A 24,050-nucleotide genomic window follows, 5' to 3' on the forward strand; every position below is an offset into this window, starting at 1 on the left:
TGGAATAACAAGAAATGAACTTATTGAAATCGCTGGCGGCCGTCAGCTCAATGACCATGTTTTCGCGCGTGCTTGGCTTTGCGCGTGATGCGATTGTCGCCAGAATCTTTGGCGCAGGTATGGCGACCGACGCCTTTTTTGTGGCATTCAAATTACCTAATCTGTTACGCCGCATTTTTGCCGAAGGCGCATTTTCTCAGGCTTTTGTGCCGATCCTGGCGGAATACAAAAGTAAGCAGGGCGAAGATGCGACCCGGGTATTTGTCTCGTATGTGTCGGGACTGCTGACGCTGGCACTGGCGGTGGTGACAATCCTCGGGATGCTGGCCGCGCCGTGGGTGATCATGGTGACCGCGCCTGGCTTTGCCGATACTGCCGATAAATTCGCGCTGACCACCAAACTGCTGCAGATCACCTTTCCCTATATTTTGCTGATTTCACTGGCCTCGCTGGTGGGGGCGATCCTCAATACCTGGAACCGCTTCTCGATCCCGGCGTTTGCGCCGACCTTTCTGAACATCAGCATGATCGGCTTCGCACTGTTCGCGGCGCCTTATTTTAACCCACCGGTACTGGCGCTGGCGTGGGCGGTGACTGCAGGCGGGGTGCTGCAACTGGTGTACCAACTGCCTCACCTGAAGAAAATCGGCATGCTGGTACTGCCGCGCATTAATTTCCGCGATGCGGGGGCGATGCGGGTAGTCAAACAAATGGGGCCGGCGATCCTGGGGGTGTCGGTCAGCCAAATCTCTCTGATTATCAACACCATTTTCGCCTCGTTTCTGACGTCGGGATCGGTATCGTGGATGTACTACGCGGATCGTCTTATGGAGTTTCCGTCCGGCGTACTGGGCGTGGCGCTGGGGACCATCCTGCTGCCGTCGCTGTCGAAAAGTTTTGCCAGCGGCAATCATGACGAGTATTGCCGCCTGATGGACTGGGGGCTGCGTCTGTGCTTTCTGCTGGCGCTGCCAAGCGCGGTGGCACTGGGGATCCTCTCCGGGCCGCTGACCGTCTCGCTGTTTCAGTACGGTAAATTTACCGCCTTTGACGCGCTGATGACGCAAAAAGCGTTGATAGCCTATTCGGTGGGGCTGATGGGATTAATCGTGGTAAAAGTGCTGGCGCCGGGCTTCTACTCTCGTCAGGACATCAAAACGCCGGTTAAAATCGCGATTGTGACGTTGATCATGACCCAGTTAATGAACCTGGCGTTTATTGGCCCGCTGAAGCACGCGGGGCTGTCTCTTTCGATCGGTCTTGCCGCCTGCCTCAATGCTTCCCTGCTGTACTGGCAGTTACGCAAGCAGGACATTTTTACGCCGCAGCCGGGCTGGCTGGGCTTTTTCTCGCGTCTGGTCATTGCGGTGCTGGTGATGTCCGCTGTGCTGGTGGGAATGCTGCACATCATGCCGGAATGGTCCCAGGGCACGATGCCGTGGCGTCTGCTACGCCTGATGGCGGTGGTGGTGGCTGGCGCTGCCGCTTACTTTGCCGCGCTGGCGGTGCTGGGCTTTAAAGTGAAAGAGTTTGCGCGCCGGACGGCGTAATGGTGGTCATTGCCGGAGGGCGGCGTTCCGCCTTTTCCGGCCTGTGCCGATCGTCATTGCGAATGCCTGAAACGTCGGGCGACATCGGGCAGCGCTAAATAGAGAATTTTTTCCCACCGCGGTGGGCTGAGGCAGTTTGACCGTTCGCGCCGTAAAGCGTCGGTTCCTGATACGGTTTCAGCACGTCGAGCGCCTGTCGGTTGCGAACAATCTGATCCTCCAGCAGCCAGCCGTTATGCTGGTTCAGGTCGCGCAGATGCTGTGTTTTTTCGGTAATCGCCTGCCAGCGCGCGCTGATATCATCATCGCCGCCATGCCCGGCATTCTGCTCAATGCGTCGCTGCTGTTCAAGGTAGTCAAGGGTCGCCAGCAGAGAACTTTTTTCTTCTGTAATCCGCTGCAGCTGGCTACCGTTAATATGGCCGACGGAAAGCTGTTGTTGTTCGGCATCCATTACCCTTTTCAGGTCATTGAGTACCGCCGTCATGTGGTCAAGTATTTCTGCCAGACGAGTCATACGTTTATTTACTCTGGAGATAGCTCTGCGCCTCGCGGATCAGCGCGTCGGCAATATTGCCAGTGTCCATTTTCAGCTCGCCGTTGCGAATCGCCGTTTTTAACGCTTCAACGCGCTCCATGTTGATATCGCTGGCGCCGGGCTGCATCAGTTTGGCCTGAGCATCGCTTAACGTCACGCTGGTGCTGTTTGCCGTCGAGGTTTTTTCCTGACGGGTCTTTTGTACCGGCGTATCGCTGGTTTCACGCGGTTGCACGGTGCTAACGGGTTTCAATGGTGAGGTACGGTCAATGCTCATTTTATCATCCTCATCGAGGGGCTACGCTGTCGCGGCCAGCTATCATCAAATGTTTCTTCACTATCGGCAGCCGCCACAAAATCTTTAACTGATTACAGGTTAATAAGAATATTCCCATCAGGACCAACGGTACCGCTGACGACCTGACCCGATAACATCCTCACTCGCGCATTCTGGGCTACCGCAGCGTTGTTCAGCGCCTGCCCTTCGGCATTAACGCTAAATCCCTCGCCGCTGGCAACCACCAGCACGCGCTGACCGGCCTTGATTCGCCAGGCCTGGCGCAGCATCGTAAGCTGAATCGGTTGTCCAGGCGCGAGATCGCGCAGGCTGACCGCGTCCTGAATCTGATTGATATCCAGCACGGTGCGCGGAGGCAACTGATCCAGCCGTCCACGCTTTAACGTGACGCTGGCAGGTCCGAGCTTGCCGCCACGCGCAACGGGCCCCGCGGCGGCCACATAGTTTCCCGTCGCCTGCACATTGACTTGCAAATAACGCTTTTCGTTGGCGCATCGCGTGAGCACGTTAACGTTTCCCCATAGCTTCGCGCTGCCGGTTACGCTAAAGGCGGGGGATTCACAACGTGGCAACAGATTCGGCGCGGTACGAAGTGTCACAACCACCTCATCGCTAAACCCGGCCAGCCGCTGGGTAAACCAGTCAGTCAACTGGGCGTTTAAATCCTGCGCCAGCGTCAGGGGACTGAACAACAGCGCCGCCAGGGCTATTCCACGCTTTAACGTTTGCATTGTCATCTCCCGCTGTTTCAGCAATGACAGGATTCTACCCGTGTGACGCAACCATCAACGCAATAAATAGCGACGCATTTTGCGTTTATTCCGGCGATAACGCGCGCGTAATGGGATTTAAGCTGTCGGCTGAATTTTGTCATCCGCGGGGGAGATATGCTCGATAAGCTCGATGCCGCTTTACGTTTTCAACAGGAAGCGCTGAATCTGCGCGCGCAGCGGCAGGAGGTACTGGCTGCCAACATCGCGAACGCGGACACGCCGGGTTACCAGGCGCGCGATATGGATTTTGCCAGTGAGTTAAAAAAAGTCATGGTACGGGGAAGGCCGGAAACCAGCGGCATTTCCCTGGCATTGACCTCTGCGCAGCACATTCCCGCCCAGACCTTCTCGTCACCGTCTACGGAATTGCTTTACCGCGTTCCCGACCAGCCGTCGCTGGATGGCAATACCGTTGATATGGACCGCGAGCGCACGCAGTTTGCAGATAACAGCCTGAAATACCAGATGAGCCTGACCGCATTGAGCGGACAGATTAAAGGCATGATGAACGTGCTACAGGGAGGGAACTAATCCGTGGCGCTGCTGAATATTTTTGATATCGCCGGTTCGGCCTTAACGGCGCAATCCCAGCGCCTCAACGTGGCGGCCAGTAATCTGGCGAACGCCGACAGCGTGACGGGACCGGACGGTCAGCCGTATCGCGCGAAGCAGGTGGTTTTTCAGGTGGATGCGGCGCCCGGTGCGCCGACGGGCGGCGTGAAGGTGTCCAACGTGATTGAAAGCCAGGCGCCGGACAAGCTGGTCTATGAGCCGGGTAATCCTCTGGCGGACGCCAATGGCTACGTGAAAATGCCGAACGTGGATGTGGTGGGCGAAATGGTCAACACCATGTCCGCCTCCCGCAGCTATCAGGCAAACGTAGAAGTTCTCAACACCGTTAAAAGCATGATGCTTAAAACGCTGACACTTGGCCAGTAAAGGAGACGGCAATGTCTATCGCGGTAAACGTTAACGATCCGACTAACACCGGTGTGAAGAGTACCGGTAGCGGCAGCTCGCTGACCGGCAGCAACGCTTCCGATCTGCAAAGCAGCTTTCTGACGCTGCTGGTGGCGCAACTGAAAAACCAGGATCCCACCAATCCGATGCAGAACAACGAGCTGACCACTCAGCTTGCGCAGATCAGTACCGTCAGCGGTATCGAAAAGCTTAACACCACGCTGGGCGCTATTTCGGGCCAAATCGATAACAGCCAGTCGCTGCAGGCCAGCGCGCTGATTGGTCACGGGGTGATGATCCCCGGCACCACGATTCTGGCGGGCAAGGGAACGGAAGAGGGCGCGACCACCACGACCACGCCGTTTGGCGTTGAGCTACAGCAGCCCGCCGATAAAGTCACCGCCACGATCACCGATAAAGACGGCAAAGTGGTGCGCACTATTGAGATCGGCGCGCTGAAAGCGGGCGTTCATACCTTTACCTGGGACGGCACACTGACCGACGGCACCACGGCGCCAAACGGTTCGTATAACGTGGCGATCAACGCCAGCAACGGCGCGACGCAACTGGTGGCGCAGCCGTTGCAGTTTGCGCTGGTGCAAGGGGTGATCCGCAGTAACGGCGGCAATACGCTCGATCTCGGCACTTACGGAACCACCACCCTCGACGATGTACGGCAGATCATTTAAGCCTTCTCACTTATCAGGAGTCAACATGGCCTTTTCACAAGCGGTTAGCGGTCTGAATGCCGCAGCCACCAACCTCGATGTCATTGGTAACAATATCGCTAACTCCGCCACGTACGGTTTTAAATCGGGTACCGCCTCGTTTGCGGATATGTTCGCCGGTTCCAAAGTCGGGCTGGGGGTAAAAGTGGCGGGTATCACCCAGGACTTTACCGACGGCACCACCACCAATACCGGACGCGGCCTTGATGTCGCCATCAGCCAGAACGGTTTTTTCCGTCTGGTGGACAGCAACGGCGCCGTTTTCTACAGCCGCAACGGCCAGTTCAAACTGGACGAAAACCGTAATCTGGTGAATATGCAGGGGATGCAACTGACAGGTTACCCGGCAGCCGGCACGCCGCCGACCATTCAGCAAGGGGCGAACCCGGGGCCGATTACTATCCCGAACACGCTGATGGGCGCGAAAAGTACCGATACCGCGGCGATGCAGATTAACCTCAACTCGTCAGATAAAGTGCCCGCTAACAAGCCGTTTTCACCGACCGATGCTGACAGCTATAACAAGCGCGCGCCGCTGACCGTGTTCGACAGCCAGGGCAACCAGCACGACATCAACGTGTTTTACGTGAAAACCGGCGATAACACCTGGGACGTCTGGACTCAGGATTCCAGCGTAGCCAACTCGCCGCTGGTGAAAGCCGCCCAGATGAAGTTCGACGAGAACGGCGCACTGGATAACGTAGAAGAATATACCCCAGACGCTGGCGTACCGGCCCAGGACTGGGTGCTGAGCGGCACGCCGAATGCCACGCCAACCTTCCGGATCACCTCCGGCACGGTTAACGGCGCGGAACCGGCGGAATTCACCTTAAGCCTGCAGAACTCCATGCAGCAGAACACCGGTGCGAACAACGTCATTGCCACCACCCAGAACGGCTACAAGCCGGGGGACCTGGTCAGCTACCAGATTAACGACGACGGTACCGTGGTGGGCAACTACTCCAACGAGCAAAAGCAGGTGCTGGGGCAGATCGTGCTGGCGAACTTCGCCAACAACGAAGGGCTGTCGTCACAGGGCGATAACGTTTGGGCGGCGACCCAGGCATCCGGCGTTGAGCTGCTGGGTACGGCGGGCACGGGTAACTTCGGCAAACTGACCAACGGCGCGCTGGAGTCCTCGAACGTGGATCTCAGTAAAGAACTGGTGAACATGATCGTCGCGCAACGTAACTATCAGTCGAACGCGCAGACCATCAAAACCCAGGATCAGATCCTCAATACGCTGGTTAACCTGCGCTAAGCGCCTGACGGGATAGCTTAATGGATCACGCAATCTATACCGCAATGGGGGCAGCGAGCCAGACCCTGAATCAGCAGGCGGTAACGGCCAGCAACCTGGCAAATGCCTCGACGCCGGGCTTCCGCGCCCAGCTTACCGCACTGCGAGCGGTTCCGGTTGAAGGGCTGTCGCTGCCCACCCGGACGCTGGTAACGGCCTCCACGCCGGGGGCGAACATGACGCCGGGCCAAATGGACTACACCTCGCGTCCGCTGGACGTGGCGCTGCAGCAGGACGGCTGGCTGGCGGTGCAAACCGCCGACGGCGGCGAAGGGTATACCCGCAACGGCAATATTCAGGTGGGCCCCACCGGTCAGTTGACTATTCAGGGGCATCCGGTAATTGGCGAAGCCGGGCCGATAGCGGTGCCTGAAGGGTCGGAGATAACCATTGCCGCCGACGGCACTATCTCGGCGCTGAATCCGGGCGATCCGGCGAACACGGTGGCCCCGGTAGGACGTCTGAAGCTGGTAAAGGCTGAAGGGAATGAAGTACAGCGCGGCGACGACGGAATGTTCCGTCTGACCGCCGCGACTCAGGCCGCCCGTGGTCCGGTATTGCAGGCTGACCCGACGATCCGCGTCATGTCAGGGGTACTGGAAGGCAGTAACGTCAATGCGGTGGCCGCGATGAGCGACATGATCGCCAACGCCAGACGTTTTGAAATGCAGATGAAGGTTATCACCAGCGTGGATGACAACGCCGGGCGCGCTAACCAACTGCTGTCGATGAGTTAATACAGGACATTTTATGATCAGTTCATTATGGATCGCCAAAACCGGCCTGGACGCGCAGCAAACCAATATGGATGTGATTGCCAACAACCTGGCAAACGTCAGCACGAATGGTTTTAAACGCCAGCGCGCGGTATTTGAAGATCTGCTCTACCAGACGATTCGCCAGCCTGGCGCACAGTCTTCCGAGCAGACTACCCTGCCTTCGGGTCTGCAAATCGGTACCGGCGTACGACCTGTCGCGACCGAACGCCTGCACAGCCAGGGCAACCTGTCGCAGACTAATAACAGTAAAGATGTGGCGATTAAAGGTCAGGGCTTCTTTCAGGTAATGCTGCCGGACGGCACGTCGGCGTACACCCGCGACGGTTCGTTCCAGGTTGACCAGAATGGTCAACTGGTGACGGCGGGCGGCTTCCAGGTTCAACCTGCGATCACCATTCCGGCGAACGCGCTGAGCATTACTATTGGTCGCGACGGCGTTGTCAGCGTGACCCAGCAGGGACAGGCAGCCCCGGTGCAGGTGGGGCAGCTCAACCTGACCACCTTTATGAATGACACCGGCCTGGAGAGTATCGGCGAAAACCTGTACACCGAAACCCAGTCTTCCGGCGCGCCGAATGAGAGCACGCCGGGGCTGAACGGCGCGGGCTTGCTGTATCAGGGCTATGTCGAAACCTCAAACGTTAACGTCGCGGAAGAACTGGTCAACATGATCCAGGTTCAGCGCGCTTACGAAATCAACAGCAAAGCGGTCTCAACGACCGATCAGATGCTGCAAAAACTGACGCAACTCTAAGGTGATGCCCGGTGAGGCGAAAGCGTCACCGGCTCCCGGTTTCAGAAGATAAAGGCAATGCAAAAAAACGCTGCGCACGCTTACCCGATCATGGCCCTGCTGGTGGTTTCGCTGTCAGGATGCGCCTGGATCCCTTCCACGCCGCTGGTACAGGGCGCGACCTCGGCCCAGCCTGTTCCGGGACCGACGCCGGTGGCGAATGGTTCGATTTTTCAGTCCGCGCAGCCCATCAACTATGGCTATCAGCCACTGTTTGAAGACCGTCGCCCGCGCAATATTGGCGACACGCTGACCATCGTATTGCAGGAAAACGTCAGCGCCAGTAAAAGCTCGTCGGCGAACGCCAGCCGCGACGGCAAAACCAACTTTGGTTTTGACACCGTGCCGCGTTATCTGCAAGGACTGTTTGGCAATGCCCGTGCCGACGTAGAAGCGTCCGGCGGTAACACCTTTAACGGTAAAGGGGGGGCAAACGCCAGCAACACCTTCAGCGGCACGCTGACCGTGACCGTCGATCAGGTACTGGTCAACGGTAATTTACATGTCGTGGGTGAAAAACAGATCGCCATCAATCAGGGGACTGAATTCATCCGCTTCTCCGGCGTGGTTAATCCACGCACCATTAGCGGCAGTAACTCCGTTCCGTCAACCCAGGTGGCGGATGCCCGTATCGAATATGTCGGAAACGGCTATATCAACGAAGCGCAAAATATGGGCTGGCTCCAGCGTTTCTTCCTTAACCTGTCCCCGATGTAAGCGAGGTCTTCCATGTTTAAATCTGTAGTTGGACTGGTCCTGGTTCTCGCCGCCACGCTGGCCCATGCCGATCGTATTCGCGATCTCACCAGCGTACAGGGCGTACGTGAAAACTCGCTCATTGGCTACGGGCTGGTGGTAGGGCTGGACGGTACTGGTGACCAGACCACCCAGACGCCGTTCACCACCCAAACGCTGAACAACATGCTTTCCCAGCTCGGCATCACGGTGCCAACCGGCACCAATATGCAACTGAAAAATGTGGCGGCAGTTATGGTGACCGCCACCTTCCCGGCGTTTGGTCGTCAGGGGCAAACCATCGACGTGGTGGTGTCTTCGCTGGGTAACGCCAAAAGTCTGCGGGGCGGCACGCTGCTGATGACCCCCTTAAAAGGGGTCGACAGCCAGGTGTATGCGCTGGCGCAAGGGAACATTCTGGTCGGCGGCGCGGGCGCCTCTGCGGGTGGCAGCAGCGTGCAGGTGAACCAGCTTAACGGCGGGCGCATCACTAACGGGGCGATTATCGAGCGCGAGCTGCCCAGTCAGTTTGGGGCGGGCAATACCCTGAATCTGCAGCTTAATAATGAAGATTTCACCATGGCCCAGCAGATCGCGGACACCATCAACCGCGCCCGTGGCTTTGGCAGCGCCACCGCGCTGGATGCGCGAACCATTCAGGTGCGGGTGCCGAGCGGCGGCAGTTCGCAGGTCCGCTTCCTCGCCGATATTCAGAACATGGAGGTCAACGTCACCCCGCAGGATGCGAAGGTGGTGATCAATTCACGTACCGGCTCGGTGGTGATGAATCGTGAAGTGACCCTCGACAGCTGCGCCGTGGCTCAGGGGAATCTCTCTGTAACGGTTAACCGTCAGGCGAACGTCAGCCAGCCGGATACACCGTTCGGCGGCGGGCAAACGGTAGTGACGCCGCAGACGCAGATCGACCTGCGCCAGAGCGGCGGCTCGTTGCAAAGCGTGCGGTCCAGCGCCAACCTGAACAACGTGGTGCGGGCACTCAACGCGCTGGGCGCGACGCCAATGGATCTGATGTCGATCCTCCAGTCGATGCAGAGCGCGGGCTGCCTGCGCGCCAAACTGGAAATTATCTGATGATTAGCGACAGCAAACTGCTGGCCAGCGCCGCCTGGGACGCGCAGTCCCTGAACGATCTGAAGGCCAAAGCGGGCCAGGACCCGGCGGCGAACATGCGTCCGGTGGCGCGTCAGGTGGAGGGGATGTTTGTACAAATGATGCTGAAAAGCATGCGTGAAGCGCTGCCGAAGGATGGCCTGTTCAGCAGCGATCAGACGCGTTTGTATACCAGCATGTACGACCAGCAGATCGCCCAACAGATGACCGCCGGTAAAGGGCTGGGTCTGGCGGAAATGATGGTTAAACAGATGACCCAGGGGCAGGCGCAACCGGTGGAAGAGGTGCCGCAGGTACCGATGAAATTCCCGCTGGAAACGGTGACCCGCTATCAACATCAGGCCTTGACCCAACTGGTGAGCAAGGCAATGCCGAAAGCGCCGGTCAGCAGCGACGAACCGCTCTCCGGCGACAGCAAAGATTTTCTGGCGCAGCTTTCGCTGCCGGCGCGACTGGCCAGCGAGCAAAGCGGCGTGCCGCATCATCTGATTCTGGCGCAGGCGGCGCTGGAGTCTGGCTGGGGGCAGCGGCAAATTCGCCGCGAGAACGGCGAGCCGAGCTTCAACCTGTTTGGCGTGAAGGCGTCCGCCAGCTGGAAAGGGCCGGTGACAGAAATCACCACCACCGAATACGAGAATGGCGAAGCGAAAAAGGTGAAGGCGAAGTTTCGCGTTTACAGTTCGTATCTGGAGGCGCTGTCGGATTATGTCGGTCTGCTCACCCGCAATCCGCGCTATGCCGCCGTTACGACGGCCGCCACGGCCGAGCAGGGCGCTCAGGCGCTGCAGAAAGCCGGTTATGCGACCGACCCCCACTACGCGCGTAAACTGACCACCATGATCCAACAGCTGAAGTCGATGAGCGAGAAGGTAAGCAACGCCTACAGCGCAAATCTCGACAATCTCTTCTAAATGGCTCAAGTCCCGCGACCTGCTGCCGATAATGGTTTGTAACTGAAGGATTAAAAGGAACCTCCATGTCCAGCTTGATTAATAACGCCATGAGCGGGTTGAATGCAGCCCAGGCGGCGCTGAATACTGCCAGTAATAATATTTCCAGATATAACGTGGCGGGATATACCCGACAAACCACGATTATGGCGCAGGCCAACAGCACGCTGGGCGCTGGCGGCTGGGTAGGTAACGGCGTGTATGTGTCCGGCGTACAGCGCGAATACGATGCGTTTATTACTAATCAGTTGCGCGCCGCGCAGAACCAGAGCAGTGGCCTGACGACCCGTTACGAGCAGATGTCGAAAATCGATAACCTGCTGGCGAGCAAAACCAGCTCCATTTCGACCTCAATGCAGGACTTTTTCACCAGTCTGCAAACGCTGGTGAGCAACGCCGAAGATCCGGCGGCGCGCCAGACGCTGATTGGCAAGGCGAACGGTCTGGTGAATCAGTTTAAGACCACCGACCAGTATCTGCGCGACCAGGACAAACAGATCAATATTTCGCTTACCTCCAGCGTCGATCAGATCAATAACTACAGTAAGCAAATCGCCAGTCTGAACGACCAGATTTCGCGTCTGACCGGCGTGGGCGGCGGGGCATCGCCGAACGATCTGCTGGACCAGCGCGACCAGTTGGTCAGCGAACTGAATAAACTGGTTGGCGTGGAAGTCAGCGTGCAGGATGGCGGCACCTATAACATCACAATGGCGAACGGCTATTCGCTGGTACAGGGCAGTAATGCGCGTCAACTGGCGGCGGTTCCGTCCCATGCCGATCCGTCGCGTATTACCGTGGCGTATGTTGACGAGCAGGCCGGGAATATTGAAATTCCGGAAAAACTGATTTCAACAGGTTCGCTGGGGGGACTGCTCAGCTTCCGTACCGAAGAACTCGACAAGACGCGTAACACGCTGGGACAGCTGGCGCTGGCGTTTGCGGACGCATTTAACCAGCAGCACCGCAAGGGCTATGACGCCAACGGCAATACCAATACGGATTTCTTTACCATCGGTAGCCCGGCAGTACTGAAAAACGACAAGAATACCGGTAGCGCAGCCGTGAGCGCTGCGGTGACCGATGCCTCAGCGGTACAGGCAACCGACTATAAAATGGTCTACGACGGGGCAAAATGGCAAATCACTCGCCTGGCCGATAATACCCGCTTTGAAGCGACCGCCACCAATGGAAAACTGACCTTTGACGGTCTGGAAGTGACGGTGGGAACCGGGGCGAATGCTAACGACAGTTTCACGCTGAAGCCAGTCGGCGACGCCATAATGAATATGAGCGTTAAGGTGACCAATGAATCGCAAATCGCCATGGCGCAAGACGCCACGTCAGGGGCGAGCGATAACCGTAACGGCCAGGCGCTGTTAGATCTGCAAAACGACGGCACCACCGTGGGCGGGTCAAAATCGTTTAACGACGCTTATGCCACCCTGGTGAGCGATGTTGGCAGTAAAACTGCGACGCTGAAAACCAGCAGCACCACTCAGAACGATGTGGTTACGCAGTTGACCCGACAACAGCAATCGATCTCCGGGGTCAACCTTGACGAAGAGTATGGCAACCTGCAGCGCTTTCAGCAGTACTATCTTGCCAATGCCCAGGTGCTGCAAACGGCGAACTCATTGTTTGATGCTCTGTTGAACATCCGCTAAGGGAGAAGGAACTCATGCGTATCAGTACCCAAATGATGTACCAGCAGAACATGCGTGGTATCACCAATGCTCAGGCCGAATGGATGAAATACGGTGAGCAGATGTCGTCGGGGAAGCGGGTTATTAATCCTTCAGATGATCCTATTGCGGCATCCCAGGCCGTGGTGCTTTCACAGGCGCAGGCGCAAAACAGCCAGTTCGCGCTGGCCCGTACTTTTGCCACGCAGAAGGTCTCGCTGGAAGAAAACGTGCTGAATCAGGTGACAACGGCGATTCAGACGGCACAGGAGAAAATTGTCAGCGCGGGAAACGGCACCTTAAGCGACGACGACCGTGCCTCGCTGGCGACCGATCTGCAGGGGATCCGCGATCAGCTTATGAACCTGGCGAACAGCACCGACGGCAATGGTCGCTATATTTTTGCTGGCTATAAAACCGAAACGCCCCCGTTCGCTCAGGCGGACGGGACCTATAACGGCGGCACCGAAAGCATTAAGCAGCAGGTGGACTCGGCGCGCTCGATGGTCATTGGTCATATTGGCAGCGACATCTTCAATTCCATTACCAGCAACGCGGTACCGGAGCCTGACGGTAAACCATCCGAAACGAACCTGTTCAGAATGCTGGACTCAGCCATCGACTCGCTCAATACCGCGGTAGGCGACGATGAAGCGTTGAAAGAGCAAGCTCAGGCGGTGATTGATAAAACCAACCGCGGGCTGAAAAATTCACTGAACAATGTGCTGAGCGTACGGGCGGAGCTGGGTACGCAACTGAGCGAACTCAGTTCTCTCGACACGCTAGGCAGCGACCGCGCGCTGGGACAAAAGCAGCAGATGAGTAATCTGGTCGACGTTGACTGGAACGAGGCGATCTCCTCGTACGTCATGCAACAGGCGGCGCTGCAGGCCTCGTATAAAGCCTTTACAGACATGCAGGGAATGTCGCTGTTTCAGCTCAACCGTTAACCGCTCGTTTTGAAACATATCAAGAAACTGGGTATGTTTTGTCTGCCCGCTCCAGTACACCCCGGGGCGGGCATTTTTTTAGCGTTCTGTCTGCGGCTGTGCAGGCTGGCGTTTTGCCGTCATGCGGATAGCCAGCGCAACGGCACCGCATAGCGTTGCCAGCGTCACGACACCTGGCCAGTTTGCCCGCGCGTAAACCTGACTGCCGACCACCGACCCCAGCGCCATACCGATAAACACGACCGTGAACAGCAGGGCGTTGAGGCGACCCCGGGCCTGAGGCTCAAGGCTGTACACCAGATTCTGATGCGCCACCAGGCTTGACTGCAGCCCCAGATCGAACCCGACGGCGCAAAGCGCGATCAGAACCCATTGACCCGGCGCGGACAGAAACGGTAAGGCATACATTACGGCGAAAGAGAGTGTCACCAACAGTGCGCCGAGTTGCGCAACTTTCTCCACGCCCATTTTATCCGCCAGATGGCCTGCCAGCGGGGCCGCCAGCGCGCCTGCCGCGCCGGCGATGCCGAACGCGCCCGCCGCAGCGCTGCCCATCCGGTAGTGTTCCGCCAACATCACGGCAAGCGTTGACCAGAAGGCGCTAAAGGCGACAGAAAGCGCACCCTGCGCCAGCGCCGCCCGGCGCAGGGCTGGGTAACGCCGCCATAGCTGCGCCATGGTGCCTAACAGCGCCGGATAGTTCAGGGTGGAGTGGGCGGCAAACGGCGGCAGCGCTTTCCATAGCAGCAGACCTGCCAGCGCGATGCTGACAGCGGCAAGCTGATACATCTCACGCCAGCCAAACGCTTCGCCCACCAGGCCGCTGACGGTACGTGACAGCAGGATCCCCAACAACAGGCCGGTCATCACTGTGCCTACGGTCTTTCCCTGTTTCCCTTCCGGCGCCAGGATCGCCGCCGCCGGAACAATATCCTGCGCCATGGTGGCCGCCATGCCAATGAGAAGGCTGACCAGCAGCAGGAAAGAGGCGGATTCGCTCACGCTACAGATCAGTAGCAGCAGGGCAAGGACGACGCTCTTTATCAGAATCAACATCCGGCGGTCAAAACGGTCGCCCAGCGGCAATAAAAACAGAATGCCTGACGCGTAACCGGCTTGCGTCAGGGTGGGAACCAACCCCATGCCGGTGATGCTCATGCCAGGATCTTCCCCCATTAACGGCAACAGCGGCTGGGAATAATAAATGGCGGCAACGCTAAATCCGGCGCCCAGCGCCAGTACTAAAATAAGCCAACGGGAAGGTGTGTTCATACTGCTGTCCTCAATGACGGGTGTGAGGCTATTTTTCTCTCATACACCGTGGTCGGGTAGCAGGCGAAATGGTAAAACAGTTATACGTTTAACGTATGGGTAAAAGCACATGCTAAAAAATGAACGTATAGACAGGGTGGAGCTGATGCGGACGTTTGTGCGTATTGTCGAAGCCGGATCGCTCTCGGCAGCGGCAAGACAGTTAAATACCACCCAGGCCACTATCAGCCGTCGTTTACAGTCGCTTGAAGCCATGCTGGGCGTCAAACTGTTGTTACGCACCACTCATGCAATGAAGCTGACAGACGACGGCGAGCGCGGTTATCAGCACGCGAAACACATCATTGACGCCTGGCTGGCGCTTGAGGACGGGCTTAACGCGGCGGAAGACGAACCCGTAGGTACGCTGCGGGTACGCGCGCCGCATGCTTTCGGCCAGCAGCAGCTCCTGACGCCGTTACTCCATTTTTTGGCCCGTTACCCGAATCTGTCAGTGGAGTGGATGCTCAACGACAAAACGGTCGACTTCCTGAGCGACAACATTGATTGCGCTATTCGGGTGGGGGCAGAGGTTGATCCGGACACGGTGTCGGTGCTGCTGGCGGAAGTGCCGCGTAGCGTGGTGGCGACGCCAGAGTTACTGGCGGAATTTGATCCTGTCAGCGAACCGCATCAGTTGTTTGCGCTGCCCTGGATCGCGCTCAACACTTTCTATCAACATAACGTCTCGCTGAGCCATCAGATTAGTCGCCAACCGGTGAGCTTCCCGATTACGCCACGGCTGAGTACTGACAGTATTTACGTCGCACGCAATGCGGCGCTGGCGGGGCTGGGCGTTGCGATTGTCTCCAGCTGGACGGTGGAAGAAGATATCGCCAGCGGGCGTCTGGTTGAACTGGTTGCCGACTGGCAGGCTGCGCCGTTACCGGTACATCTGGTCTATCCGTGGGCGCGTTATTATCCTTCCCGACTGCGCCGTTTCCTGGAATTAATGAAAGAGGTGATGCCAGAACTGGCGGGAATGCGCCAACCGCAGGGGGAATAAAAAAGCCGACCCGGAGGTCGGCTTTCTCAGACAGTCCGCCTGTTATTCGACAGGCTGAGGGCGGGTCGGACCCGCAGACGCGTGATGCGTCGCGCTGTGGCCGCCAGCGGCGCCTTTACCTTCAAAGGCGAAGGCAGGACGCTGCCAGTCGCTGTGGCGCGGTGCTTCCGGCACGTACTCCGGCGCAGGCGCGCGGGTCATCGGTGCGGTAGCGTGGCTGTGCTCAACCGGCGCGGCGACAACGGCAGGTTTTTCCTCTTTTGCCGCTTCAACCTGGACGGCAACAGGCGCGGGGGAAACGACCACTTCCACTTCGTCCTGTGCTTCAACGTCCTGTTCGTTAACCGGTTCGGCAATGACTTCAGGCTCAACGACCACGACATCGGCGGGTTGTTCTGCGACCGGCGCAGTCTCCTGCGTTTCGGCGACCGGCTCTGCTTCGGCGGCGACGTTTTCAGCAACGGGCGCATCGGCGTCGGCAATGATTTGCGGCTGTTCGTCAACCGGGGCGGCAATCACCTCCGGATGCGTCGTTTCCACGGTATCCTGCGGCTGAACAGGCGCGTCGGCAATCGTCTCCGCCATGGCCTGAACCGGCTCAACGGCAGCGGCTACGGCCTGCGCTTCAGTTACCGCTGGCTGCGCCTGAACCTGCTCGAGTTCCTGCTCTTGCTGCTCAATATCCTGAGGACGGGCCACCGGGTAGCGGATCCACACTTTACCGGACGCCATCTCCGGCGATGCGCAGGCAACGGTCAACGGCATGGGTGACTGGAGCGGATAGCGTTCGTCACGGTAGCGACGACGGCGTTGACCGCTTACACGCAGATGACGTGGAGAACGACGGGAGCGACGCGGCATACCGGCGTTATCACGCGCGTCGCCATTATCTTCCTGCTCCTGAGCAACCTCGGCAACGACTGGCAGCGGGACTTTTGCCAGCTCGGTGCTCTGCGCAGGCGCGGTCTCTGCCACGACCGGCGCGGCAACGGTATCTTCGTTTGCTGCCGTACTTACCGCATCCGCTTCCATCGCATTGTCGGTGTAACGCACTTTTTGACTCAGCTGGCGTTGTTTACGGCGCGGCTGCGCCTGACGAACACGTTCTTCCTGCTCGGTATCCTGAGTCTGCTGCTCGTCCAGATTCAGCGCTTTCACTTCCTGCTGGGCCTGGCGTTTTTCTTCGCTACGGCGACGATTACGTTCGCGACGCTGCGGCTGTTGCGGCTCATCACCTGCCTTCGCTTTTTCCGCCACGTCACTGGACTGCTGACGGCTATCGCGTTCGGTATTCTGCTGGGCCTGACGACGATTACGGCGGTTCTCGTCACGGCTTTCACCGTTTTCTGAACGGTCGCCGCGTTCGCTGCGATTATCGCGGTTGTCACGGCGCTCGCTGCGATCGTTACGGTCGCGGCGGTTGTTCTGACGTTTACGACGATCCTGCTGGCGTTCCGGTTTTTCTGCCGCTTTTGGCGCGGGTTGCTCTGCAGGCTTCGCTTCTTCACTGCCGCTGAACAGCGACTTCAGCGCGCCAAAGAAGCGGCTGAGCAGACCCGGTTCTGCAGGCGTAGCCGGTGCGGCTGCGGCTTTCGGCGCGGCAGTTTTGACCACCGGTTCGGCAGCCGCCGGCGCTGGCGCAGGCGGAACATCCGGCATTGCAAAAGTCGCAAGGGCAGGTTGTTCCGGACGTTTACGCTCGGCGTATTCTTCTTCAGACGGCAACGCCATCGCTTCTTCATGCAGTTTTGGCAGCATGTAGCTCAGGGTTGGTGTCTCTTCGCCTTTACGTACGCGCAGTACGGAGTAATGCGGCGTTTCCATCTGATCGTTAGGGACGATCACACAGCGCACACCGTTCTGACGCGTTTCAATTGCGTTAACGGCAGTACGTTTTTCGTTAAGCAGGTAGGACGCAATCGGCACTGGAACAATCGCATGAACTTCCTGAGTGTTCTCTTTCAGCGCTTCTTCTTCGATCAGGCGCAGAATGGACAGCGACAGCGACTCGTTGTCACGAACGGTGCCGGTACCGCTACAGCGCGGACAAACGTGATGGCTGGATTCGCCCAGTGACGGACTCAGGCGCTGACGGGACATTTCCAGCAGGCCAAAGCGCGAAATATGGCTGATCTGAATGCGGGCCCGGTCCTGACGCACCGCTTCACGCAGACGGTTTTCCACCGCGCGCTGGTGGCGAACCGGCGTCATGTCGATGAAGTCGATAACAATCAAGCCGCCAAGATCGCGCAGACGCAACTGGCGAGCGATTTCATCGGCCGCTTCAAGGTTGGTGTTAAACGCGGTTTCTTCGATATCGCCGCCGCGGGTGGCGCGAGCGGAGTTGATGTCGATAGCGGTTAACGCTTCGGTGCTGTCGATTACAATGGAACCGCCGGACGGCAAGCGCACTTCACGCTGGAATGCGGACTCAATTTGCGACTCGATCTGGTAATGGCTGAACAGGGGAATTTCACCGGTGTACAGTTTAATTTTGCTGCTGAAGTCCGGACGACCCAACGCGGCGATATGCTGGCGCGCCAGTTCAAGCACTTTCGGGTTATCGATGAGAATTTCACCGATATCCTGACGCAGGTAGTCGCGAAACGCGCGAACAATCACGTTGCTTTCCTGATGGATCAGGAATGGCGCCGGGCGGCTTTCCGCTGCTTTCTGGATGGCTTCCCAGTGCTTCAGACGGAAGCTTAAGTCCCACTGCAACGCGTCGGCAGACTTGCCGACGCCTGCGGTGCGCACAATAAGTCCCATGCCGTCGGGCAGCTCAAGGCTTGCCAGCGCTTCTTTCAGTTCGGTGCGATCGTCGCCTTCAATACGACGAGAGATGCCGCCCGCGCGCGGGTTGTTTGGCATCAGCACCAGATAACTTCCCGCCAGGCTGATAAAGGTGGTCAGCGCAGCGCCTTTGTTGCCGCGTTCTTCTTTATCAATCTGAACAATGACTTCCTGACCTTCGCGCAACACATCTTTAATGTTGGGACGACCATGCGCGTTGTAACTGGCGGGGAAATATTCGCGGGCAATTTCTTTTAACGGGAGGAAACCGTGACGTTCAGCGCCGTAATCAACAAAAGCCGCTTCCAGACTCGGTTCAATACGGGTAATTTTGCCTTTATAGATGTTCGCTTTTTTCTGCTCGTGTCCAGGACTTTCAATATCCAGATCGTACAGACGCTGCCCATCTACAAGGGCAACACGCAACTCTTCCTGCTGAGTTGCGTTGATTAACATTCTTTTCATCGTAACTTACTCATTATTCTTACATTGACGACTAAGCTGCGGGCAGAGTATCGCCTTTCCGGGTGTGAACCGATGGCCTCGTGTCTATTCGCGTCGCCAACCTCACGGTTATCGTCAGCTCAAAGAGGCGCAGAGTGTCGGTTGCCTGTATTTCATACGGAAACACAGCGCAATTATCAGGGGAACTGCCTGGGTGTTACTCTCCAGAGAAGATCCGATCTACCGGTAAGGACTGCAACCCGCAGCCCGCTAACTGCCTGAAAGATCAATACGTCTTACGCCATTGCTGCGTGGATGATCGTTCGGGCAAAATGGGTCATTCCGTAAAATTGCTTGTTCTAACAAGTTTTGACACGGAAACGGTGACATTATTCCACTGCTAACCTTGTTATAGCAAGATGACTTTTACCATTTATCTCCCACTTACTCACAGTTTTTTCACTTATCCGCGGTGATTGGTTTAATAACCACCAAATCTGTGATGAATACGCTGTGCGGCGGCAGATAAAGATAAATATAAGCATAGAAAAATGAGTGGCGCGAATCCTTGCCGCTATTTAGAATCGGCCCCCATGAAAACAGAGACTCCATCCGTAAAAATTGTTGCTATTTCCGCTGACGAAGCAGGGCAACGCATCGATAACTTTTTGCGTACGCAGTTAAAAGGCGTGCCGAAAAGTATGATTTATCGCATTTTGCGCAAAGGCGAAGTGCGGGTGAATAAAAAACGCATCAAGCCCGAATATAAACTCGAAGCGGGCGATGAAGTGCGTATTCCGCCTGTTCGCGTGGCCGAGCGGGAAGACGACGCCGTGTCGCCACACCTGCAAAAGGTGGCGGCGCTGGCCGATGTCATCCTGTACGAAGATGACCATATCCTGGTGCTCAATAAGCCCTCGGGCACGGCGGTGCATGGCGGCAGCGGCCTGAGCTTCGGCGTGATTGAAGGATTGCGCGCTCTGCGTCCGGAGGCGCGGTTCCTCGAACTGGTGCACCGCCTCGACCGCGACACCTCTGGTGTGCTGCTGGTGGCGAAAAAGCGCTCGGCGCTACGTTCGCTGCATGAGCAACTGCGTGAGAAAGGGATGCAGAAAGACTATCTGGCGCTGGTTCGCGGCCAGTGGCAATCGCACGTGAAAAACGTGCAGGCGCCGCTATTAAAGAACATCCTGCAAAGCGGCGAGCGTATCGTACGTGTGAGTCAGGAAGGTAAGCCTTCAGAAACCCGCTTTAAGGTCGAAGAGCGTTATGCGTTTGCCACGCTGGTGCGCTGTAGCCCGGTTACCGGCCGTACGCACCAGATCCGCGTGCATACCCAGTATGCCGGGCATCCGATTGCGTTTGACGATCGCTACGGCGACCGCGAATTTGACAAGCAACTGGCGGGAACCGGGCTTTCGCGCCTCTTCCTGCATGCTGCCGCGCTGAAGTTTACCCATCCGGGAACGGGGGAGATACTGCGCATTGAGGCGCCGATGGATGAGCAGTTAAAAAGATGTCTCCAGACATTGCGTAAATGATTCTGATCGCGTCGCTGACGTGTTTTATCAGACGACGCTTGCCTCCTGCGCCTTTCCGCGGGTCTGAAAGTGAAGCGCCATCAGGCGCTTCACTGCGTTAGGCTTTCAGCGGGTTCATCTCTTCCCGACGCAACATCTGGCACAGGGCGATCAGTGGTAAGCCAATCAGCGTATTGGGGTCCCGACCCTCTAAGCGCTCAAACAGCGCAATGCCCAGTCCTTCGCTTTTAAAACTCCCGGCACAATGCAGCGGACGCTCTTTGCGCACGTAGTCTTCTATCTCTGCTTCGCTCAGATGACGAAAATGGACGTCAAACGGTTCCACTTCCGTCTGTAAATGGCCGGTCGCGGAATTATACAGCGCCAGCCCCGTATAGAAGGTGATGATGTTGCCGCTGGCTTTCGCCAACTGCTGGCAGGCTTTTTCTTCTGTTAACGGCTTGCCGGCGATTTCGCCATCCAGCACGCATACCTGATCGGAGCCAATAATCAGGTGAGCAGGGAAGCGGTGGGCCAGCGACTGCGCCTTTTCTTTCGCCAGACGACTGACCAGGTGACGGGGACTCTCGCCAGGCATCGGCGTTTCGTCAACGTCCGGCGCGGCGCATTCAAAGGGGATCGCCAGTTTTTCCAGCAGGGTGCGACGCCAGGGCGAAGTAGAAGCGAGAATAAGATTAGGCATATTTTTTCTACCAGATATAGCGTATTGATGAGACCCATTTTAAACTATGTCTTTCGTCATTCAGACGCGCAAGCAGGGCGTCTGCTGAGCGAAAATAAGTCTGTTAACCGCAATGTGTGCGAATTATTGGCAAAAGGCAACCGCAGGCTGCCTTTTTCTTTGACTATATGACGTTACAAAGTTAATATGCGCGCCCTATGCAAAAGGTAAAATTACCCCTGACTCTGGATCCGGTTCGTACGGCTCAAAAACGCCTCGATTATGAAGGTATCTATACTTCCGATCTGGTAGAGCGCGTCGCCGATTCTGTGGTCAGTGTGGACAGTGATGTGGAATGCTCGATGTCGTTCGCTATCGACAACCAACGTCTCGCCGTAATTACCGGCGACGCTGCGGTTTCGGTCACGCTCGAATGTCAGCGTTGCGGTAAGCCGTTTACCCATCAGGTTCACACAACGTATTGTTTTAGTCCGGTTCGTTCTGACGAACAGGCTGAAGCACTCCCGGAAGCGTATGAGCCGATTGAGGTTAACGAATTCGGTGAAATCGATCTGCTTGCAATGGTTGAAGATGAAATCATCCTCTCCTTGCCGGTAGTTCCGGTGCATGATTCTGAACACTGTGAAGTGTCCGAGGCGGACATGGTCTTTGGGGAACTGCCTGATGAAGCGCAAAAACCAAACCCATTTGCCGTATTAGCCAGCTTAAAGCGTAAGTAATTGAGGAGTAAGGTCCATGGCCGTACAACAGAATAAACCAACCCGTTCCAAACGTGGCATGCGTCGTTCCCATGACGCGCTGACCGCAGTCACCAGCCTGTCTGTAGACAAAACCTCTGGTGAAAAACACCTGCGTCACCACATCACCGCCGACGGTTACTACCGCGGTCGCAAGGTCATCGCTAAGTAATCACGCGTTATTCGCGTGATGAAGCTTAGTGAGGAATTTCCCCGTTCAGGCGGGGAATGACCAAACCAGGCGGCGAAGATACCTTGACACGTCTAACCCTGGCGTTAGATGTCATGGGGGGAGATTTCGGCCCTTCCGTGACAGTGCCTGCAGCATTGCAGGCACTGAATTCTAATTCACAACTCACACTTCTTTTAGTCGGGGATCCCGATACAATCACGCCATTACTTGCTAAAGCTGACTTTGAACAACGTTCGCGTCTGCAGATTATCCCTGCGCAGTCAGTTATCGCCAGTGATGCCCGGCCTTCGCAGGCTATCCGCGCCAGTCGCGGTAGTTCCATGCGGGTGGCGCTGGAACTCGTGAAAGAAGGGCGAGCGCAGGCCTGTGTGAGCGCCGGTAATACTGGGGCGCTGATGGGGCTGGCAAAATTATTGCTCAAGCCGCTGGACGGCATTGAGCGTCCCGCGCTGGTCACGGTGTTGCCGCATCAGCAAAAAGGGAAGACGGTAGTCCTGGATTTAGGGGCTAACGTCGATTGCGACAGCACGATGCTGGTGCAGTTTGCGATTATGGGCTCGGTGCTCGCGGAAGAAGTGGTTGGCATTGATAACCCTCGCGTGGCCTTGCTCAACATCGGCGAAGAAGAAACTAAGGGTCTCGACAGTATTCGGGACGCTTCGGCTGTGCTAAAAACGATCTCCTCCATCAATTACATCGGCTATCTCGAGGCCAATGAATTATTGACGGGAAAAACGGATGTGCTGGTATGTGACGGTTTTACAGGCAATGTCACATTAAAGACGATGGAAGGGGTTGTCAGAATGTTCCTTTCACTGCTGAAATCACAGGGTGAGGGTAAAAAACGGTCGTGGTGGCTGCTGATAGTAAAACGTTGGTTACAAAAAAGCCTGACGAGGCGATTCAGTCACCTCAACCCCGACCAGTATAATGGCGCCTGTCTGTTAGGATTGCGCGGCACGGTGATTAAGAGTCATGGTGCGGCCAATCAGCGAGCCTTCACAGTCGCGATTGAACAGGCAGTGCAGGCGGTGCAGCGACAAGTTCCTCAGCGAATTGCCGCTCGCCTGGAATCTGTATACCCGACTGGATTCGAACGGCGGGACGTGGGTCATGGCGACACATCGCAGCCACACTGACAGCGATGTGGCTAACGCGCCCAAGCCTCTTCGTCGTTGTTGATCCGCGGTATATAACCAAAAAGTGACTGAGCGTACATGTATACGAAGATTATTGGTACTGGCAGCTATCTGCCTGAACACGTGCGGACTAACGCCGATCTGGAAAAAATGGTCGATACCTCTGACGAGTGGATTGTCACTCGCACAGGTATCCGTGAGCGCCATATTGCCGCCCCGGATGAAACCGTCTCAACGATGGGATACACCGCAGCGCAGCGGGCGCTGGAAATGGCGGGCATTGATAAAGATCAGATTGGCTTGATAGTGGTGGCGACCACCTCAGCGACTCATGCTTTCCCCAGCGCGGCATGCCAGATCCAGAGCATGCTGGGCATTAAAGGATGCCCGGCGTTTGACGTCGCGGCGGCCTGTGCGGGCTTCACCTATGCGCTCAGCGTGGCCGATATGTACGTGAAATCCGGCGCCGTTGACTATGCGCTGGTCGTCGGGTCCGACGTGCTGGCTCGCACCTGCGATCCGACCGATCGCGGCACTATTATTATTTTTGGCGATGGCGCAGGCGCGGTTGTGCTCGGCGCATCCGAAGAGCCGGGCATTATCTCCACCCATCTACATGCGGATGGCAGCTACGGTGAATTACTGACGCTGCCCAATGCCGATCGTGTGAATCCGGACAACCCGATTCACCTGACGATGGCGGGTAACGAAGTGTTCAAAGTGGCGGTAACCGAGCTGGCGCATATCGTTGACGAGACGCTGGCGGCCAATAATCTGGACCGTTCGCAGCTCGACTGGCTGGTTCCTCACCAGGCTAACCTGCGTATTATCAGCGCGACGGCGAAGAAACTGGGTATGTCGATGGACAACGTTGTGGTCACGCTGGACCGTCACGGCAACACGTCTGCGGCTTCCGTACCGTGCGCGCTGGATGAAGCCGTGCGCGACGGGCGTATCAAAGCCGGGCAACTGGTTCTGCTTGAAGCCTTCGGCGGTGGTTTCACCTGGGGCTCCGCGCTGGTTCGTTTCTAGTA

The 24,050-nt window shown here is 57.0% G+C and carries 24 protein-coding genes; 18 read left to right on the forward strand and 6 right to left on the reverse strand.

The features are described 5' to 3' along the window. The first annotated feature begins 14 nt into the window (after window positions 1–14). Window positions 15–1,550 carry a murein biosynthesis integral membrane protein MurJ gene (gene murJ / locus HVX72_RS09185; RefSeq protein ID WP_042283776.1) on the forward strand — a complete coding sequence of 512 codons (1,536 nt, stop codon included), beginning with the start codon at window positions 15–17 and terminating at the stop codon, window positions 1,548–1,550. 94 nt (window positions 1,551–1,644) lie between these two features. Here murJ and flgN read toward each other — a convergent pair whose 3' ends face one another. The 3 genes from flgN to flgA all read right to left on the reverse strand — a co-directional run bounded on the left by flgN (window position 1,645) and on the right by flgA (window position 3,117). Beyond that, entirely contained in the window at window positions 1,645–2,067 is a 423-nt protein-coding gene (gene flgN / locus HVX72_RS09190) for a flagella biosynthesis chaperone FlgN (RefSeq protein WP_181823044.1), read from the reverse strand. 4 nt (window positions 2,068–2,071) lie between these two features. After that, window positions 2,072–2,365: a flagellar biosynthesis anti-sigma factor FlgM gene (gene flgM, locus HVX72_RS09195; RefSeq protein ID WP_042283772.1), complete on the reverse strand. Its 294-nt coding sequence runs from the start codon at window positions 2,363–2,365 to the stop codon at window positions 2,072–2,074. 92 nt (window positions 2,366–2,457) lie between these two features. Continuing rightward, entirely contained in the window at window positions 2,458–3,117 is a 660-nt protein-coding gene (gene flgA, locus HVX72_RS09200) for a flagellar basal body P-ring formation chaperone FlgA (RefSeq protein ID WP_181823045.1), read from the reverse strand. 156 nt (window positions 3,118–3,273) lie between these two features. Between flgA and flgB the strand changes: the two genes are divergently transcribed. The 11 genes from flgB (at window position 3,274) to flgL (ending at window position 13,170) form a co-directional block, all read left to right on the forward strand. Beyond that, window positions 3,274–3,690, forward strand: coding sequence for a flagellar basal body rod protein FlgB (flgB, locus tag HVX72_RS09205; RefSeq protein ID WP_042283766.1), 417 nt, complete (start codon window positions 3,274–3,276; stop codon window positions 3,688–3,690). 3 nt (window positions 3,691–3,693) lie between these two features. Then, the gene (gene flgC, locus HVX72_RS09210; RefSeq protein WP_042283764.1) at window positions 3,694–4,098 is read left to right on the forward strand and encodes a flagellar basal body rod protein FlgC; all 405 of its coding nucleotides are present in this window, start codon (window positions 3,694–3,696) and stop codon (window positions 4,096–4,098) included. An 11-nt stretch (window positions 4,099–4,109) separates the two neighbouring features. Continuing rightward, a complete protein-coding gene (gene flgD / locus HVX72_RS09215; protein ID WP_181823046.1) occupies window positions 4,110–4,808 on the forward strand; it encodes a flagellar hook assembly protein FlgD in 699 nt (232 codons plus the stop codon). 25 nt (window positions 4,809–4,833) lie between these two features. Further along, window positions 4,834–6,108, forward strand: coding sequence for a flagellar hook protein FlgE (gene flgE, locus HVX72_RS09220; RefSeq protein ID WP_181823047.1), 1,275 nt, complete (start codon window positions 4,834–4,836; stop codon window positions 6,106–6,108). A 20-nt stretch (window positions 6,109–6,128) separates the two neighbouring features. Continuing rightward, complete coding sequence (locus HVX72_RS09225; protein ID WP_042283758.1) at window positions 6,129–6,884, forward strand: flagellar basal body rod protein FlgF; 756 nt, start codon at window positions 6,129–6,131, stop codon at window positions 6,882–6,884. Window positions 6,885–6,897: 13 nt separating this feature from the next. Then, on the forward strand, window positions 6,898–7,680 hold the full coding sequence (gene flgG / locus HVX72_RS09230) for a flagellar basal-body rod protein FlgG (RefSeq protein WP_042283756.1): 783 nt from the start codon (window positions 6,898–6,900) through the stop codon (window positions 7,678–7,680). 57 nt (window positions 7,681–7,737) lie between these two features. After that, window positions 7,738–8,436 (forward strand): flagellar basal body L-ring protein FlgH, encoded by a 699-nt coding sequence (gene flgH / locus HVX72_RS09235; protein WP_042283754.1) that lies wholly within the window; start codon window positions 7,738–7,740, stop codon window positions 8,434–8,436. 12 nt (window positions 8,437–8,448) lie between these two features. Continuing rightward, the gene (locus HVX72_RS09240; RefSeq protein WP_042283752.1) at window positions 8,449–9,546 is read left to right on the forward strand and encodes a flagellar basal body P-ring protein FlgI; all 1,098 of its coding nucleotides are present in this window, start codon (window positions 8,449–8,451) and stop codon (window positions 9,544–9,546) included. Next, complete coding sequence (gene flgJ, locus HVX72_RS09245; protein ID WP_181823048.1) at window positions 9,546–10,496, forward strand: flagellar assembly peptidoglycan hydrolase FlgJ; 951 nt, start codon at window positions 9,546–9,548, stop codon at window positions 10,494–10,496. Before HVX72_RS09240 ends, flgJ begins: the two co-directional genes overlap by 1 nt. A 65-nt stretch (window positions 10,497–10,561) precedes the next feature. After that, the gene (gene flgK / locus HVX72_RS09250) at window positions 10,562–12,202 is read left to right on the forward strand and encodes a flagellar hook-associated protein FlgK (RefSeq protein ID WP_181823049.1); all 1,641 of its coding nucleotides are present in this window, start codon (window positions 10,562–10,564) and stop codon (window positions 12,200–12,202) included. 14 nt (window positions 12,203–12,216) lie between these two features. Then, a complete protein-coding gene (flgL, locus tag HVX72_RS09255) occupies window positions 12,217–13,170 on the forward strand; it encodes a flagellar hook-associated protein FlgL (protein ID WP_042283746.1) in 954 nt (317 codons plus the stop codon). 78 nt (window positions 13,171–13,248) lie between these two features. On the opposite strand, the gene HVX72_RS09260 is transcribed toward flgL, so the two are convergent. Further along, window positions 13,249–14,442, reverse strand: a complete 1,194-nt coding sequence (locus HVX72_RS09260; RefSeq protein ID WP_181823050.1) for an MFS transporter — start codon at window positions 14,440–14,442, stop codon at window positions 13,249–13,251. A 109-nt stretch (window positions 14,443–14,551) separates the two neighbouring features. Here HVX72_RS09260 and HVX72_RS09265 point away from each other — a divergent pair, with 109 nt between their 5' ends. Beyond that, entirely contained in the window at window positions 14,552–15,487 is a 936-nt protein-coding gene (locus HVX72_RS09265) for a LysR family transcriptional regulator (protein WP_181823051.1), read from the forward strand. A gap of 42 nt (window positions 15,488–15,529) precedes the next feature. Here the strand turns inward: HVX72_RS09265 and rne are convergent, their stop codons facing one another. Continuing rightward, window positions 15,530–18,745: a ribonuclease E gene (gene rne / locus HVX72_RS09270; RefSeq protein ID WP_181823052.1), complete on the reverse strand. Its 3,216-nt coding sequence runs from the start codon at window positions 18,743–18,745 to the stop codon at window positions 15,530–15,532. 572 nt (window positions 18,746–19,317) lie between these two features. Here rne and rluC point away from each other — a divergent pair. Next, the gene (rluC, locus tag HVX72_RS09275) at window positions 19,318–20,265 is read left to right on the forward strand and encodes a 23S rRNA pseudouridine(955/2504/2580) synthase RluC (RefSeq protein ID WP_042283737.1); all 948 of its coding nucleotides are present in this window, start codon (window positions 19,318–19,320) and stop codon (window positions 20,263–20,265) included. A gap of 97 nt (window positions 20,266–20,362) precedes the next feature. On the opposite strand, the gene HVX72_RS09280 is transcribed toward rluC, so the two are convergent. After that, a complete protein-coding gene (locus HVX72_RS09280; RefSeq protein ID WP_181823053.1) occupies window positions 20,363–20,947 on the reverse strand; it encodes a nucleoside triphosphate pyrophosphatase in 585 nt (194 codons plus the stop codon). Between the two features lie 197 nt (window positions 20,948–21,144). Here HVX72_RS09280 and yceD point away from each other — a divergent pair, with 197 nt between their 5' ends. From yceD to fabH, 4 genes are all read left to right on the forward strand, one after another. Next, on the forward strand, window positions 21,145–21,666 hold the full coding sequence (gene yceD, locus HVX72_RS09285) for a 23S rRNA accumulation protein YceD (RefSeq protein ID WP_042283732.1): 522 nt from the start codon (window positions 21,145–21,147) through the stop codon (window positions 21,664–21,666). Window positions 21,667–21,682: 16 nt separating this feature from the next. Further along, a complete protein-coding gene (rpmF, locus tag HVX72_RS09290) occupies window positions 21,683–21,856 on the forward strand; it encodes a 50S ribosomal protein L32 (RefSeq protein WP_000290727.1) in 174 nt (57 codons plus the stop codon). 83 nt (window positions 21,857–21,939) lie between these two features. Continuing rightward, complete coding sequence (gene plsX, locus HVX72_RS09295; protein ID WP_072014948.1) at window positions 21,940–23,016, forward strand: phosphate acyltransferase PlsX; 1,077 nt, start codon at window positions 21,940–21,942, stop codon at window positions 23,014–23,016. A 78-nt stretch (window positions 23,017–23,094) separates the two neighbouring features. Beyond that, complete coding sequence (fabH, locus tag HVX72_RS09300) at window positions 23,095–24,048, forward strand: beta-ketoacyl-ACP synthase III (protein WP_042283728.1); 954 nt, start codon at window positions 23,095–23,097, stop codon at window positions 24,046–24,048. The last annotated feature ends 2 nt before the right edge of the window (window positions 24,049–24,050 follow it).

The organism is Citrobacter sp. RHB21-C05 (assembly GCF_013889015.1).
GTDB classification, from domain to species: Bacteria; Pseudomonadota; Gammaproteobacteria; order Enterobacterales; family Enterobacteriaceae; genus Citrobacter_A; species Citrobacter_A sedlakii.